Below are 12962 nucleotides of genomic sequence, written 5' to 3' on the forward strand. Positions count from 1 at the left end.
CGCGAAGCAAAGGCGGCATTATCGCCCGCGCCGGGTCGGCCGCGCCGTTACAATCACGCGATGATTCCGCACGACCTCACCTTCGTCCTCGGCGGCGCGCGCTCGGGCAAGAGCGCGCATGCCGAGCGGCTCGCCGCCGACAGCGGCCGCCCCGTCACCTACATCGCGACGGCGACCGCCGCCGATGCCGAGTTCGCGCAGCGCATCGCGCATCACCGCGCGCGCCGGCCGGCCGACTGGGGGTTCGCCGACGCGAGCGTCGATCTCGCGGGCACGCTCGCGCGGCTCGACGATCCGCACGCGTGCCTGCTCGTCGACTGCCTGACGCTGTGGCTCACGAACCTGCTGTGCCCCGCCGACGGCGCACCGCTCGACGACGCGCAGTACGCGGCGCACGTCGAGCGGCTCGAGCACGCGCTACGCGGCGCGCGCGCGAAGGTCATCGTCGTCAGCAACGAGATCGGGCTCGGCGTCGTGCCGCTCGGGTCGGTCACGCGCCGCTACGTCGACGAGCTCGGCCGCCTGAACCAGCGCGTCGCCGCGCTCGCGACACGCGTCACGCTGCTGGTTGCCGGGCTGCCGCTCGACCTCAAGGCAGGCGCACCGTCATGCTGATGCTGTCGCTGCCCGTCGTCGCGATGCTCGCGGTCGCCGCCGCGATCGTCGACCGCGCCATCGGCGAGCCGGCCGGCTGGCATCCGCTCGTCGCGTTCGGCCGCGTCGCCGCGCGCATCGAAGCCGCGCTGAACACCGGCCGGCGCGGCCGCGTGGTCGGCGTCGCCGCGTGGCTCGCGGCGGTCGTGCCGCCGGTGGCCGTCGCGGCATGGCTCGTCGCCGCGCTGCCCTGGCCGTTCGCGGCGGCGCTGCACGTCGCGCTGCTGTGGTTCGCGCTCGGCGCGAAGAGCCTCGCCGACCACGTCGCGCCGATCGCCGCCGCGCTGCTGCGGCACGACCTCGACGCGGCGCGCACGCTGACCGCGCGCATCGTGTCGCGCGACACGAGCAACGCGGACGAAGGTGCGCTGTCGCGCGCGGCCGTCGAATCGGCGCTGGAAAACGGCAACGACGCGATCTTCGGCGCGCTCTTCTGGTTCGTCGTCGCGGGCGGCCCCGGCGCGTTGCTGTTCCGGCTCGCGAACACGCTCGACGCGATGTGGGGCTACCGCACGCCGCGCTTCCTGACCTTCGGCTGGGCCGCCGCGCGCATCGACGATGCGCTGAACTGGATTCCCGCGCGCCTCACCGCCGCGAGCTACGCGCTGCTCGGCGACACGGCCGCCGCGTGGCGCTGCTGGCGCACGCAGGCGCGCCACTGGGACAGCCCGAACGCGGGCCCCGTCATGGCCGCGGGCGCCGGCAGCCTGAACGTGCAGCTTGGCGGCGCGGCCGTCTATCACGGCGAGATCGAGGATCGGCCGGCGCTCGGCACCGGCGCCACGGCCACCGCCCTTCACATCGTCGCCGCGCTGTCGCTCGTCACTCGCACGCTCGCGCTGTGGCTCGCGCTGCTGGTCGCGAGCAGCGCACTCGTCATGGCCACCCATCATGTCTGATTCATCCATCGCGCACGGCGGCAACCTGCATGAGGCCGCCCGTCGCCACGGCATTCCGTACGACGCGTGGCTCGACCTGTCGACCGGCATCAATCCGGTCGGCTACCCGGTTCCGCCCGTGCCGGCCGACGCCTGGCGCCGGCTGCCCGACGACGGCGACGGCCTCGCGGCCTGCGCCGCACGGTACTACCACGCGCCCGATGCCGCGCACGTGCTGCCGGTTGCCGGCAGCCAGGCCGCGATCCGCGCGTTGCCGGCGTTGCTGCCGGCCGGCGACGCCGGCGTCGCGGCGCTCGCGTACGGCGAATACGCGCCCGCGTTCGCGCGCCACGGCCATCGCGTCGTCCCGCTCGACATTCGCGCGGATACGCTGCCCGCGACGCTGCGCCACGTCATCGTCGGAAATCCGAATAACCCGACCGCCGAATTCGTGCCGACCGAACGCCTGCTCGGCTGGCATGCGCAACTGGCGGCACGCGGCGGCACGTTGATCGTCGACGAAGCGTTCGCCGATACCGGCGCGACGCCATCGCTCGCGCCACAGGTCGATCGCGCGGGGCTCGTCGTGCTGCGCTCGGTCGGCAAGTTCTTCGGGCTGGCCGGGATCCGTGCGGGCTTCGTGCTCGCATGCCCCGATCAAATCGTCGCGTTGCGCGACAGGCTCGGCGCATGGACGGTCGGCGGCCCCGCGCGCCACGCGGTCGCCGCGGCGTTCGCCGATCGCGCGTGGCAAGCTGCCGCGCGCGATCGGCTCGCGGCCAACGGCGAACGACTGGCCGCGTTGCTGCGCGCGCACGGCTTCGCGGTGCGCGCGACATCGCTCTTCAGTTGGACCGACGATCCGCGCGCCGCGGCGCTGCACGCGGCACTGGCGGCGCGCGGGATCTGGACGCGGTACTTCCCGACGCCGTCGAGCGTGCGCATCGGCCTGCCGGGCAGCGAAGCCGAATGGCAGCGCCTCGGCGATGCGCTCGCCCATTGCGTGCCGCTGCTGCAGCAGGCCTCCGCATGAGTGCACGCCTGTTCCGCCGGCTAAAGCCCGCCGCACTGCTGGTCGCGCTCGCTCACGCGCCGCTCGTCCACGCCGACGTCACGACCCGCGACGACGCCGGCAATACGGTCACGCTGCCCGCGCCCGCGCAGCGCGTGATCAGCCTCGCGCCGCACGCGACCGAGCTCGTCTACGCGGCCGGCGGCGGTGCGAAGCTTGTCGGCACCGTCACGTACAGCGACTATCCGGCCGCCGCGCAGGCGGTGCCGCGCGTCGGCGACAACAAGGCGCTCGATCTCGAACGCATCGCCGCGCTGAAGCCCGACCTGATCGTCGTCTGGCGGCACGGCAACGCCGAGCGGCAAACCGACGCGCTGCGCGCGCTCCACATCCCGCTGTTCTTCAGCGAACCGAAGCATCTCGACGACGTGTCGTCGTCGTTGCGCCGGCTCGGCACGCTGCTCGGCACGCAACCGGCCGCCAATGCCGCCGCGACCGCCTTTACGCGGGACATCGCAACACTGCGCGCACGCTACGCGGCACGCCCGCCCGTCACGCTGTTCTTCCAGGTGTGGGACCGCCCGCTGACGACGCTCAACGGCACGCACCTGATCAACGAAGTGTTCGAACTCTGCGGCGGCCGCAACGTGTTCGCGTCGCTCAAGCCGCTCGCGCCGACCGTGACCGACGAGGCCGTGCTCGCGGCGAATCCGGAGGCGATCGTGACGACGAGCGCCGGCGCGACCCGTTCGAACGAACCGCTGCCGAGCCTCGCGCGCTGGCGCACGTGGCCCGCGCTGACGGCCGTGGCGCGCAACAACCTGTTCGCGATCGACGGCGATCTGCTGACGCGGCCGGCGCCGCGGATCGCGCAGGGCGCGGCCGCGCTGTGCGAGGATCTGGATGCCGCGCGTGCGCGGCGGCCGGCGCGCTGATCTCCGGCGGGTTGCGGATGCATCGCGCACCGATGCCGGATGCGTGGGTGCTCGAGACAGCTCGGTGCGCAGCGTCGTTCATAGGCAGACGCAAGCGCACCTATGCATCCCAGTGCACGACTTCCCACGTTCGCGCGGCGTCTTCCCTGCGCAGCCACACCCCCCCACCCGTCGGCACGGGCCGCGACAGCAACGCGTCGAGCGGCACGCGCAACACATGCGACGCGAATGCGCGGATCACACCGGCATGCGTGACGACCCATTGCGGTCCGTCGAACGCCGCCAGCGCATCGGCCTGCCGCGCCACCCGCGCGACGAATCGCGCGACGCTTTCTCCGCCGTGCGCGCACGCATGCATCAGGTCGGCTGCCCACGCATCGAGCGCCGCGCGGTCGATATCGTCCCAGCGCTGCATTTCCCATCCGCCGAAATCCATTTCCTGCCAGTCGGCATCGCACAGCAGCGGTACGTCGAATGTCCGCGCGAGCCGTTCGGCAACCGACGCGCAGCGCGTCAGCGGGCTCGTCCACACCTGTTCGGGCGACGGCATACCCCGCTCCGCCAGATGCATGCGCACGGCCTGCGCGCCGCCATCGGCCGATTCGGCGAGCGGCACGTCGCTGCGCCCGTAGCAGACGCCCGGCTCGATGCCGACGGCCGGATGACGGATCAGGACGACGTCCATCCGAGCACCACCAGATAGATCGCCAGTTCGCCCAGTTGCTGTGCGAAGCCGAGACAGTCGCCCGTATAACCGCCGATCCGCGTCACGAAATAGCGGGCCGCCCACGCGCGCACGAGCACGAGCGCCACGCATGCGGCACCCCCCATGCGCCAGTCCGGCCAGAACAGCCACGGCAGTCCGAACACCGCCGCGACGCACGCCGCACGTGCGCCCATTCGTTGCGCGACCGGCTTCGCCTTGCCTTCGGGCCGCACGTAGTCGAGCGTCGTCAGCAGGCTCACGGCCATCGCGCGGCTCGCCGCGTGCGCGGCGATCATCGTCCATGCGGCGCGCAGCGGCAGCATCGACGCCAGCGCCTGCCATTTCAAACCGAGCGCGATGACGAGCGCGACCGCGCCGAACGTGCCGATCCGCGAATCGTGCATGATGTGCAGCACGTCGTCGCGCGTGTAGCCGCCGCCGAACGCATCGCAGCTGTCGGCAAGGCCGTCTTCGTGGAAGGCGCCCGTCGCGAGCAGCGTCGCCGCCATCGACAGCCCGACCGCGATCGACGGGGGCAGCGCGCGCAGCGCGACGAGATAGACGAGCGCGCCCCATGCGCCGACGCACGCGCCGACGAGCGGGAAATAGCGTGCGGCCTGGTCGAGATCGCCGGCCGCGTAGCCGATCGAGCGCGGCACGGGCACGCGCGTGAAATAGCCGAGCGCGACGAAGAAGTAGCGCAGTTCGGCCCGCATGCCGCGCGTGCGCTCAGGCGTCACGATCGTCGACGCCGGCGGATTCGAAGCTCGCCATCTCGCTGACGAACGCGGCCGCCGCGCGCACCAGCGGCAGCGCAAGCGCGGCGCCGGTGCCTTCGCCAAGCCGCAGGTCGAGCGCGAGCAGCGGCTTCGCGCCGAAATGCTCGAGCATGCGCCGGTGGCCGGCCTCGTGCGACGTATGCGAGAACACGCAGTAGTCGCGCACGCCGGGCGCGATGCGCTCGGCGACGAGCAGCGCGGCGGTCGCGATGAAGCCGTCGACGAGGATCGTCATCCGCTCGCTCGCGGCCGCGAGGTACGCGCCGGTCATCATCGCGATCTCGAAACCGCCGAACGTCGCGAGCACGTCGAGCGGCGCGATCGCATGCGAGTGCTTGACGAGCGCGCGGCCGAGCACCGCGCGCTTGTGCGCGAGGCCCTGGTCGTCGAGGCCCGTGCCGCGGCCGACGCATGCGTCGATCGGCACGTCGAGCAGGCGGCTCATCAGGCACGCGGCCGACGACGTGTTCGCGATCCCCATCTCGCCGAAGCCGATCACGTTCGTGCCGAGCGACGCGTGCAGGCGTACACGCGCCGCGCCCGCGGCCAGCGCCTTCATCGCTTCTTCACGCGTCATCGCGGGCTCCGCCGCGAAGTTGCGCGTGCCGCGCGCGACCGGCAGCGACACCAGCCGGTCCGACAACGGCAGCGGCGACGCGACGCCCGCATCGACGATCTCGAGCGTGCTCTGCGCGACACCCGAAAACGCGTTGATCGCCGCGCCGCCGGCGAGGAAGTTCGCGACCATCTGCGCAGTCACCGCCTGCGGATACGGACTGACGCCCTCGGCCGCGATCCCGTGGTCGCCCGCGAACACGATCGTCACGGGACGCTGCACGACCGGCCGCTCGGTGCGCTGGATCAGGCCGATCTGCAGCGCGAGCGCCTCGAGCTGGCCGAGGCTACCGGGCGGCTTGGTCTTGTGGTCGATCACGTGCTGCAGGCGCGTGCGCAGCGCGTCGTCGAGCGGCGCGATCGCGGGCGGGAATTGGGTCGAAGTGGTCATCGAGGAGCCGTATGGTGGGCACGGCATGCGCCGCGCATCGGAAAAGTCGGAACGGGAAAGGTCATTGTCGCGCGGGCCACGCCGGCAGCAGCGCATCGCGGCCGTTCTCGCGGATCAGCACGAGCGGATAGCCGAACGCGTCGCTCGCGCGCTCCGGCGTCAGCACGTCGTGCACGCGGCCGGCCCACGCATGGCCGCGGCCGTCGAGCAACAGCGCATGCGTCGCGAAACGCCGCGCGAGATTCAGGTCGTGACATGAAAACATCACCGTGCGCGGGCCCGCCGCGAGCCAGGCGGCCAGCGCAGTCAGGCAGTCGACCTGGTGATGCAGGTCGAGATGCGCGAGCGGTTCGTCGAGCAGCATCAGCGGCGCATCCTGGCACAGCGTCGCGGCCAGCGCGACCCGCTGCCGCTCGCCGCCCGACAGCGACATCACGTCGCGCGACGCGAGCGGGCTCAGGTCGAACGTCGCGAGTGCGGCGCGCGCGGCCGCGCGGTCGCCGTCGCGCTCCCAGCCCCAGCCGCCGAGATACGGAAAGCGGTTGAGCAGCACCGTGTCGAACACGGTCGCGCTGAACGCATCGTGCAGTTGCTGCGGCATCAGCGCGCGGCGCTGCGCGAGTTGTTCGGGGTGCCACACGGCAAGCGGCCGACCGTCGATCTCGACGTGTCCGCCGGCGGGCGGCTGCAATCCCGCGAGCGTGGCGAGCAGCGTCGTCTTGCCCGCGCCGTTCGGCCCGGCGACGCACCAGATCTCGCCGGGGCGGAACGCGTGCGTGAAGCGGTCGAGCAGCGTGCGCGCGCCGGCCTTCAGCGTCAGGTCGACGGCCATGTAGCGCATGTCGCCGGCAGCGGTGTGCGGTGCGGCGCCCGTCATCGCATCGGTCTCCTCAGCAACATCCACAGGAACACCGGCACGCCGATCAACGCGGTCATGGCGCCGACCGGCAATTGCGCGGGCGCGATCGCGGTGCGCGCGAGCAGGTCGGCCGCCATCACGCCACCGCCGCCCGCGAGCATCGCGGCCGGCAGCAGCATCCGCTGGTCGTTGCCGAACGCGAGCCGCAACGCATGCGGCACGACGAGGCCGACGAAGCCGATCGTCCCGGCCGTCGTCACCGCGGCCGCGGCGGCCAGCGACGCGACGAGATAGATCCGCATGCGCAGGCGCGCGACCGGCACGCCGAGCGCCTGCGCGGTCGCGTCGCCGCGCAGCAGCACGTTCAGTTGCGGCGCGGCCGGCAACGCGACGCATGCGCTCAGCAGCAGCGCGCCCCACGCGAACCACGGCGCCGTCGCGCCGTTCAGGTCGCCCGTCAGCCAGAAGATGAGGCCGCGCAGCCGCGCGTCGGGCGCGAGCGACAGCAACAGCGTGACGAGCGCGCCCCACCCCGCCGCGATCACGACCCCTGTGAGCAGCAGCCGCGGCGACGCGTCGCGCGATTCGCCGCGCCACAGCTCGCGCCTCGCGAGACCGAGCACGAGCGCGACCGAGACGAGCGAACCGGCGAACGCCGATGCGTCGACGAGCCACCACGCGCCGCCCGCGATCATCGCGACCAGCGCGAAACCGGCCGCGCCGCCGGACACGCCCAGCACGTACGGCTCCGCGAGCGGATTACGCAGCAGCACCTGCAACAACGCGCCGGCCAGCGCGAGCAGCGCGCCGCACGCGAAACCCGCGAGCGCGCGCGGCAGGCGCAGCGTCCGGACGATATCGGCAAACAGGGTATCGCCGCCGTGCGGCACGAGCGACGCGAGCGCCTGCCACGGCGACATCGGCACGCTGCCGATCGACAGCGACGCGACGAACAGCAGCGCGACCATGGCGGCCAGCGCGGCCCAGATCGCGAAGGCGCGTGCCGCGCTCATGCCGCGCACGGCCGTGCGCACGACACGCGGCGCCTCCGCTTGCGGTGGCCGGCCGCGCGCGACAGGGGCGCGTGGCGGACGATTGGGGTCGGCATCGAAGAACGTTCCGTGAAACATTGCACGCCCCGCTTCCCCGCAGGCCGCGCGCCATGAAGCCCGTGCGGGCTCCCCGTCTCGGCCGGTATCCGGGCTGGCGGCGGTCCGGCTCGCCTTCCCGCGCAATGACGCGCAGTGGCCCGCGCCCGCGTGCGACCTGCACGCGAAACGCGCCCGAGCCGGCCTGCGTCACGCGACGCGGCCGCTTACCGTTGCGGGGGCAGCGCAGGTTCGCGCGCTCCTCGAGCCCGCACCCTGCTTCCCGTTTAACCGCGCGTCCTGCGCGCGAGCACCGAGGCGGCGCCAGTTTAGGAGCCGGTCGCGCGAGCGTCAAGGAAGCGTCCGGAGCCGCGCGGGACGCGTCCATTCGCGGCAAGAAGCAGGGGTGTTACGACTGGAAACGTTACAGATGTCGGATTGCGCGGTATTCCGCGCTAAAATGCTGGGTCTTTAGAGGACGCAGCAAATGCTCAACGAACTCGAAACCCTGTCTCAAAATATTGGCCGTCTGATTTCGCTGAACAAGCGCTATCACTCGGAACGGCTCGCGCTCGAGGAGCAGGTCGCGCAATTGCGCGCGGAAGCGGACACGGTCCGCGCGGAACTCACGCAGCTGCGCGACGAACGCAATGCGCTCGCGGCCGAGCGCGACACGCTGTCGGCGAAGATCGACGACGCCCAGGTGAAACTGAACGCGATTCTCGAAAAGCTGCCGCGCTCGAAGAGCGCGGAGCAAGCCGACAACCAGCTCGACCTGCTCGATGCGCAGGCGCGCACGGATGGCGATGACGCGGCCAGCCACGGAGAACATGCATGAGCACCAAGCAGATCGAAGTCTCGATTCTCGGTCAGGCCTATCGGCTCGCCTGTTCGGCCGAGACCGAAGCGGCGCTGCTCGAAGCGGTCGCGCGCGTCGACGCCGAAATGTCGAAAATCCGCTCGAACAGCTCGGTGCGCGGCACCGATCGCATCGCGGTGATGGCGGCGCTGTCGCTTGCGTCGGAATTGCTGCGGTTGCAAACGAGCGTGCGGCACGGTGAAGCATTTCCGGCCGAGGAAATCCGTCGTACAATGCATCAGATGAACGAACAGCTCGGCGCGGTGCTCGCACAGCACGAGACGCAGTAACGTTTCAAACGATGCGTCGATTCCGCTTGATCTCGACGGTCAACGGTGGTCAAATTGGCGCATCGAAACACAGTTCAGTCAGCTTCCCTGCCTGGTTCGCCAAGGTCATATATTCCTTGAACCAATGCCATGTGCACGGTTGCGGAAATTTGTAGCACGGGCGCGCGCGTCACTCTGTCTGATGTACCCGAAGTGCTGCTAACTGCGACCAATTCTGAACCTCAGGTTCAGGATGCCGGCCTAGCGGCCAAGGCGGGGGCCTATCCAACGGCATCGGGAACTCCCGATGCCGTTTCCTTTTGCAGCAGCCCCTTCTGCGTCGATCACGACCATGCAATACTGGCTGATGAAGTCCGAACCGGACGAAGCAAGCATCGACGATCTCGCCAACGCACCGCAGCGCTCGCTGCCGTGGACCGGCGTGCGCAACTATCAGGCGCGCAATTTCATGCGCGACACGATGAAGATCGGCGACGGCGTGCTGTTCTATCACTCGAGCTGCCCCGAGCCGGGTATCGCGGGGCTCGCCGAAGTGTCGTCCACGCCCTACCCCGATCCCACGCAGTTCGATCCGAAAAGCCCCTATTACGACCCGAAATCGACGCGGGAAGCGCCGCGCTGGCTGCTCGTCGACGTGCGCTTCGTGAAGAAGTCGCCGCTCGTGCCGCTCGCCGCGCTGCGCGAGCACGACGAACTCGCCGACATGCGCGTGCTCGCCCGCGGCAACCGGCTGTCGATCACGCCCGTCACGCGCGCGGAATGGCGATTCATCACCGAAAAGTTGATGAAGTAGGCGCCGGCCAAAAGGTCAAATCTGGTCAGTACGCACCGCCGTCACGGAACTCGCGGCGCTTTCGCGCGGCCTAAGCAACCGCTGTCGGCCGATCGGGCCGGCCGTCGTTCTTTTTCGTCGCGCGGTACGCCCGCGTCACGCACGCGTGATCCGCGTGCGCGCCCTCGCACAAGGAGTCCAACAATGACCAAGAAATCCGCTCTCGCGCTGTCGCTCGCCCTCGCCGCCGCCATTCCCGTCGCGCTGACGCTCGCGTCGCCCGCCGCGCATGCCCAGGCGGCGAACCCGCACTTTCCGGAGCCGGCCGGCGTGCTGTCGCTTTCGTCGCAGGCCAGCGCCGACGTGCCGCAGGACATCATCCACATCACGCTGTTCTACGAGCAGCAGGCCAAGGACCCGGGCAGCCTCACCGCGCAGTTGAACCAGCGCGCGGATGCGGCGCTGTCGCAGGCGAAGGGCGTGTCGGGCGTCACCGCACACACGGGCGCGTTCTCCGTGTATCCGAGCACCGATCGCGACGGCAAGATCTCCGCATGGCGCGGCCGCACCGAGGTCGCACTCGAATCGCGCGATTTCGCCGCGGCGTCGAAACTGGCCGGCCAGTTGTCGAACCTGATGCAGGTCGCGAACGTCGAGTTCTCGCTGTCGCCGGAAGCGCAGCGGACGGCCGAGCAGAAGCTCACGACCGAAGCGATCAAGTCGTTCCGCGCCCGCGCGGACGAAGCCGCGAAGGCGTTCGGCTACAGCAGCTACACGATCCGCGACGTGAACGTCGGCAGCGGCCGCAACGTGCAGCCGTACCCGCGCATGATGGCGATGGCGGCGGCGCCGATGGACAGCGCGAAGATGAGTGCGCCGATCGCGGTCGAAGGCGGCAAGGCCACCGTGTCGGTCACCGTCAACGGCTCCGTGCAGATGAAGTAACGCGCATCGCGCCGTTGTCGGAAACGAAAAACGCCGGCCCGAGGGCCGGCGTTTTTCATGTGCGTCCGGACAGCCGATGCATGCGCCGATCACGCGTACATCGATACCGCGTCATGCAGCGAGCTCATGCAGCCACCTCATGCCGCCACTTCAAGCAGCCGCATTCGCGTTCGCCGCGCGGCGGCGATACGCCCAGACCATCAGCGCGATACCCGCGAGGATCATCGGCAGCGACAGCCACTGCCCCATCGACAGGCCGAGCGCGAGCAGGCCGAGGAAGTCGTCGGGCTCGCGTGCGAACTCGACCGTGAAACGTGCGACGCCATAACCGATCAGGAACAGCGCGGATATCGCGCCCATCGGCCGCGGCTTGCGCGCGAACAGGAACAGCACGAAGAACAGTGCGATACCCTCGAGCGCGATTTCATAGAGCTGCGAAGGATGGCGCGGCAGCATCTGGTATTGCATGAACACGTCGGCGAGATGCCACTTCTCGACGAGTGCCGGGTGTTTCGGCAGCCATGCCGCGTCGTCGCGCATCGCGCCCGGGAACAGCATCGCCCACGGCGCCGTCGGATCGGTCACGCGGCCCCACAGCTCGCCGTTGATGAAATTGCCGAGCCGCCCCGCTGCGAGCCCCAACGGCACCATCGGCGCGACGAAATCGGTGACCTGCAGCCAGTGCCGCTTGCGCTGCCACGCGAACAGCATCATCGCGAGCGTCACGCCGAGGAAGCCGCCGTGAAACGACATGCCGCCTTCCCACACCTTGAACACGTCGAGCGGATGCGAGAAGTAGAAATCGGCCTTGTAGAACAGCACGTAGCCGAGCCGGCCGCCGAGCACGGTGCCGAGCACGCCGTAGAACATCATGTCGTCGATGTCCTTCGCGGTCCAGCCCTGCGCGGCGACATACGGCAGCTTCAGGCGGACCCGGCCGACGACGATCGCAGCGATGAAGCCGACAAGATACATGAGGCCGTACCAGCGCACGGCCAGCGGCCCGAGATGGATCGCAACGGGGTCGAAATTCGGGTGAATGATCATGGGTTAGCGGAGAAGTTTTCGAATACGGTACGGCCGTCGCACACGTGCAGGACCGCGCGTTGGACGGCGCCCGCGCGCCATCGTTCACGTCACGCGGCCGGACCCTGCGCGCGCACGACGTCGATGAAGCCGGCGAGCACGGGGCTGACGTCGCCGGTACGCCAAACGAGACCCGTCTCGACGACCGGCGCGTGACCGGCGAGCGGCCGGTAGACCACGCCGGTGCGCCGCAGGTTACGCAGCGATTGCGGCACCAGTGCGACGCCCATGCCGGCCGACACGAGGCTGACGATCGTCTGCATCTGGATCGCCTCCTGGCCGATGCGCGGGGTTTCCCCCGCCGCGCCGTAGCAGCCCGTAATGATGTCATAAAAGCCGGGCGCCAAACGTCGCGGAAAGATCACGAGCGGCAACGCGGCGACGTCGGCGAGCTGCACGGGCTCGTCCTCGGGCGCGTCGGACGCCCCGGCCGGCATCGCGACCACCAGCGGCTCGCGCACCACGGACAGGTACGACAGCCCGGCCGCGTGGCGCGGCGGCACGGGCGGAATGACGAGCCCGGCGTCGATGCGCCCGGCGACGAGTTCGTCGATCTGCACGTCGCTCGTCGCTTCAGTGAGCTGCAGCCGCACCTGCGGATAGCGCGCGCCGAACGCACGCAACAACGACGGCAGCAGCCCGTAGTCGGCGGTCGACACGAACGCGAGCGACAGCGAGCCGGCCTCGCCGCGCGCGAGCCGGCGCGCCAGCGGCGGCAGCGCATCGGCCGACGCCAGCAGTCGGCGCACCTCCGGCAGCAACGCCGCGCCGACCGCCGTCAGCGCGACCGAGCGCTTGGTGCGCACGAATAGCGCGACGCCGAGCGCGTCCTCGAGCGCGCGGATCGCCTGCGACAACGGCGGTTGCGTCATCGACAGGCGCTCGGCCGCGCGGCCGAAATGGCGTTCGTCGGCAACGGTGACGAAATAGCGCCACTGGCGCAGGTCGGGGATCGGATCGGCCATGCTCCACTCATTCGTAAAACGACTTAATAGGCGACAAATAATATATTGGACATCCCAGAACGGAAACTCCATGCTTGACTGATCCACCCGGCGCGCCGTTCGCGCCGGCGTCGTCAAAACAACGATGG

At 70.2% G+C, this 12962-nt stretch carries 15 protein-coding genes, 1 other RNA gene and 1 riboswitch; of the genes, 9 read left to right on the forward strand and 7 right to left on the reverse strand.

Features of this window, described 5'->3' with window-relative positions; translation table 11 throughout:
* The first annotated feature begins 60 nt into the window (after positions 1 to 60).
* Genes cobU through CFB49_RS13375 form a run of 4 tightly spaced genes read left to right on the forward strand, consistent with a single transcriptional unit; the run spans position 61 to position 3479 of the window.
* Positions 61 to 615 carry a bifunctional adenosylcobinamide kinase/adenosylcobinamide-phosphate guanylyltransferase gene (gene cobU / locus CFB49_RS13360; RefSeq protein WP_069620374.1) on the forward strand — a complete coding sequence of 185 codons (555 nt, stop codon included), beginning with the start codon at positions 61 to 63 and terminating at the stop codon, positions 613 to 615.
* Positions 609 to 1553, forward strand: a complete 945-nt coding sequence (cbiB, locus tag CFB49_RS13365; protein WP_069620375.1) for an adenosylcobinamide-phosphate synthase CbiB — start codon at positions 609 to 611, stop codon at positions 1551 to 1553. Before cobU ends, cbiB begins: the two co-directional genes overlap by 7 nt.
* Positions 1546 to 2565 (forward strand): threonine-phosphate decarboxylase CobD, encoded by a 1020-nt coding sequence (gene cobD, locus CFB49_RS13370; RefSeq protein ID WP_089491548.1) that lies wholly within the window; start codon positions 1546 to 1548, stop codon positions 2563 to 2565. Before cbiB ends, cobD begins: the two co-directional genes overlap by 8 nt.
* A complete protein-coding gene (locus CFB49_RS13375) occupies positions 2562 to 3479 on the forward strand; it encodes a cobalamin-binding protein (RefSeq protein WP_089491549.1) in 918 nt (305 codons plus the stop codon). The genes cobD and CFB49_RS13375 overlap by 4 nt, the downstream gene beginning before the upstream one ends.
* Before the next feature lie 100 nt (positions 3480 to 3579).
* Here the strand turns inward: CFB49_RS13375 and cobC are convergent, their stop codons facing one another.
* The 5 genes from cobC to CFB49_RS13400 form a co-directional block, all read right to left on the reverse strand.
* Positions 3580 to 4164, reverse strand: a complete 585-nt coding sequence (cobC, locus tag CFB49_RS13380) for an alpha-ribazole phosphatase (protein WP_089491550.1) — start codon at positions 4162 to 4164, stop codon at positions 3580 to 3582.
* Positions 4149 to 4901: an adenosylcobinamide-GDP ribazoletransferase gene (locus tag CFB49_RS13385; protein WP_089491834.1), complete on the reverse strand. Its 753-nt coding sequence runs from the start codon at positions 4899 to 4901 to the stop codon at positions 4149 to 4151. Before CFB49_RS13385 ends, cobC begins: the two co-directional genes overlap by 16 nt.
* Before the next feature lie 13 nt (positions 4902 to 4914).
* Positions 4915 to 5970 carry a nicotinate-nucleotide--dimethylbenzimidazole phosphoribosyltransferase gene (gene cobT / locus CFB49_RS13390; RefSeq protein ID WP_089491551.1) on the reverse strand — a complete coding sequence of 352 codons (1056 nt, stop codon included), beginning with the start codon at positions 5968 to 5970 and terminating at the stop codon, positions 4915 to 4917.
* Positions 5971 to 6031: 61 nt separating this feature from the next.
* Positions 6032 to 6847 (reverse strand): ABC transporter ATP-binding protein, encoded by an 816-nt coding sequence (locus tag CFB49_RS13395; protein ID WP_089491552.1) that lies wholly within the window; start codon positions 6845 to 6847, stop codon positions 6032 to 6034.
* Positions 6844 to 7959, reverse strand: a complete 1116-nt coding sequence (locus tag CFB49_RS13400) for a FecCD family ABC transporter permease (protein WP_089435480.1) — start codon at positions 7957 to 7959, stop codon at positions 6844 to 6846. Before CFB49_RS13400 ends, CFB49_RS13395 begins: the two co-directional genes overlap by 4 nt.
* Positions 7960 to 8001: 42 nt before the next feature.
* Positions 8002 to 8250, reverse strand: a riboswitch (cobalamin riboswitch).
* 154 nt (positions 8251 to 8404) lie between these two features.
* Between CFB49_RS13400 and CFB49_RS13405 the strand changes: the two genes are divergently transcribed.
* The 5 genes from CFB49_RS13405 to CFB49_RS13425 all read left to right on the forward strand — a co-directional run bounded on the left by CFB49_RS13405 (position 8405) and on the right by CFB49_RS13425 (position 10783).
* The gene (locus CFB49_RS13405) at positions 8405 to 8755 is read left to right on the forward strand and encodes an ATPase (protein WP_069620383.1); all 351 of its coding nucleotides are present in this window, start codon (positions 8405 to 8407) and stop codon (positions 8753 to 8755) included.
* Complete coding sequence (locus CFB49_RS13410; protein ID WP_011352906.1) at positions 8752 to 9066, forward strand: cell division protein ZapA; 315 nt, start codon at positions 8752 to 8754, stop codon at positions 9064 to 9066. Before CFB49_RS13405 ends, CFB49_RS13410 begins: the two co-directional genes overlap by 4 nt.
* 81 nt (positions 9067 to 9147) lie before the next feature.
* Positions 9148 to 9329, forward strand: a non-coding RNA gene (ssrS, locus tag CFB49_RS13415) — 6S RNA.
* A 68-nt stretch (positions 9330 to 9397) separates the two neighbouring features.
* Positions 9398 to 9859, forward strand: coding sequence for an EVE domain-containing protein (locus CFB49_RS13420; protein ID WP_059576737.1), 462 nt, complete (start codon positions 9398 to 9400; stop codon positions 9857 to 9859).
* Positions 9860 to 10042: 183 nt separating this feature from the next.
* The gene (locus CFB49_RS13425) at positions 10043 to 10783 is read left to right on the forward strand and encodes an SIMPL domain-containing protein (protein ID WP_089491553.1); all 741 of its coding nucleotides are present in this window, start codon (positions 10043 to 10045) and stop codon (positions 10781 to 10783) included.
* A 150-nt stretch (positions 10784 to 10933) separates the two neighbouring features.
* On the opposite strand, the gene lgt is transcribed toward CFB49_RS13425, so the two are convergent.
* Together lgt and CFB49_RS13435 are read right to left on the reverse strand one after the other, a co-directional pair.
* Positions 10934 to 11830 carry a prolipoprotein diacylglyceryl transferase gene (gene lgt / locus CFB49_RS13430; RefSeq protein ID WP_069620385.1) on the reverse strand — a complete coding sequence of 299 codons (897 nt, stop codon included), beginning with the start codon at positions 11828 to 11830 and terminating at the stop codon, positions 10934 to 10936.
* Positions 11831 to 11919: 89 nt separating this feature from the next.
* Entirely contained in the window at positions 11920 to 12834 is a 915-nt protein-coding gene (locus tag CFB49_RS13435; RefSeq protein ID WP_089491554.1) for a LysR substrate-binding domain-containing protein, read from the reverse strand.
* Positions 12835 to 12962 lie beyond the last annotated feature (128 nt).

It is taken from the genome of Burkholderia sp. AU17457, from assembly GCF_002223255.1.
Taxonomy (GTDB): domain Bacteria; phylum Pseudomonadota; class Gammaproteobacteria; order Burkholderiales; family Burkholderiaceae; genus Burkholderia; species Burkholderia sola.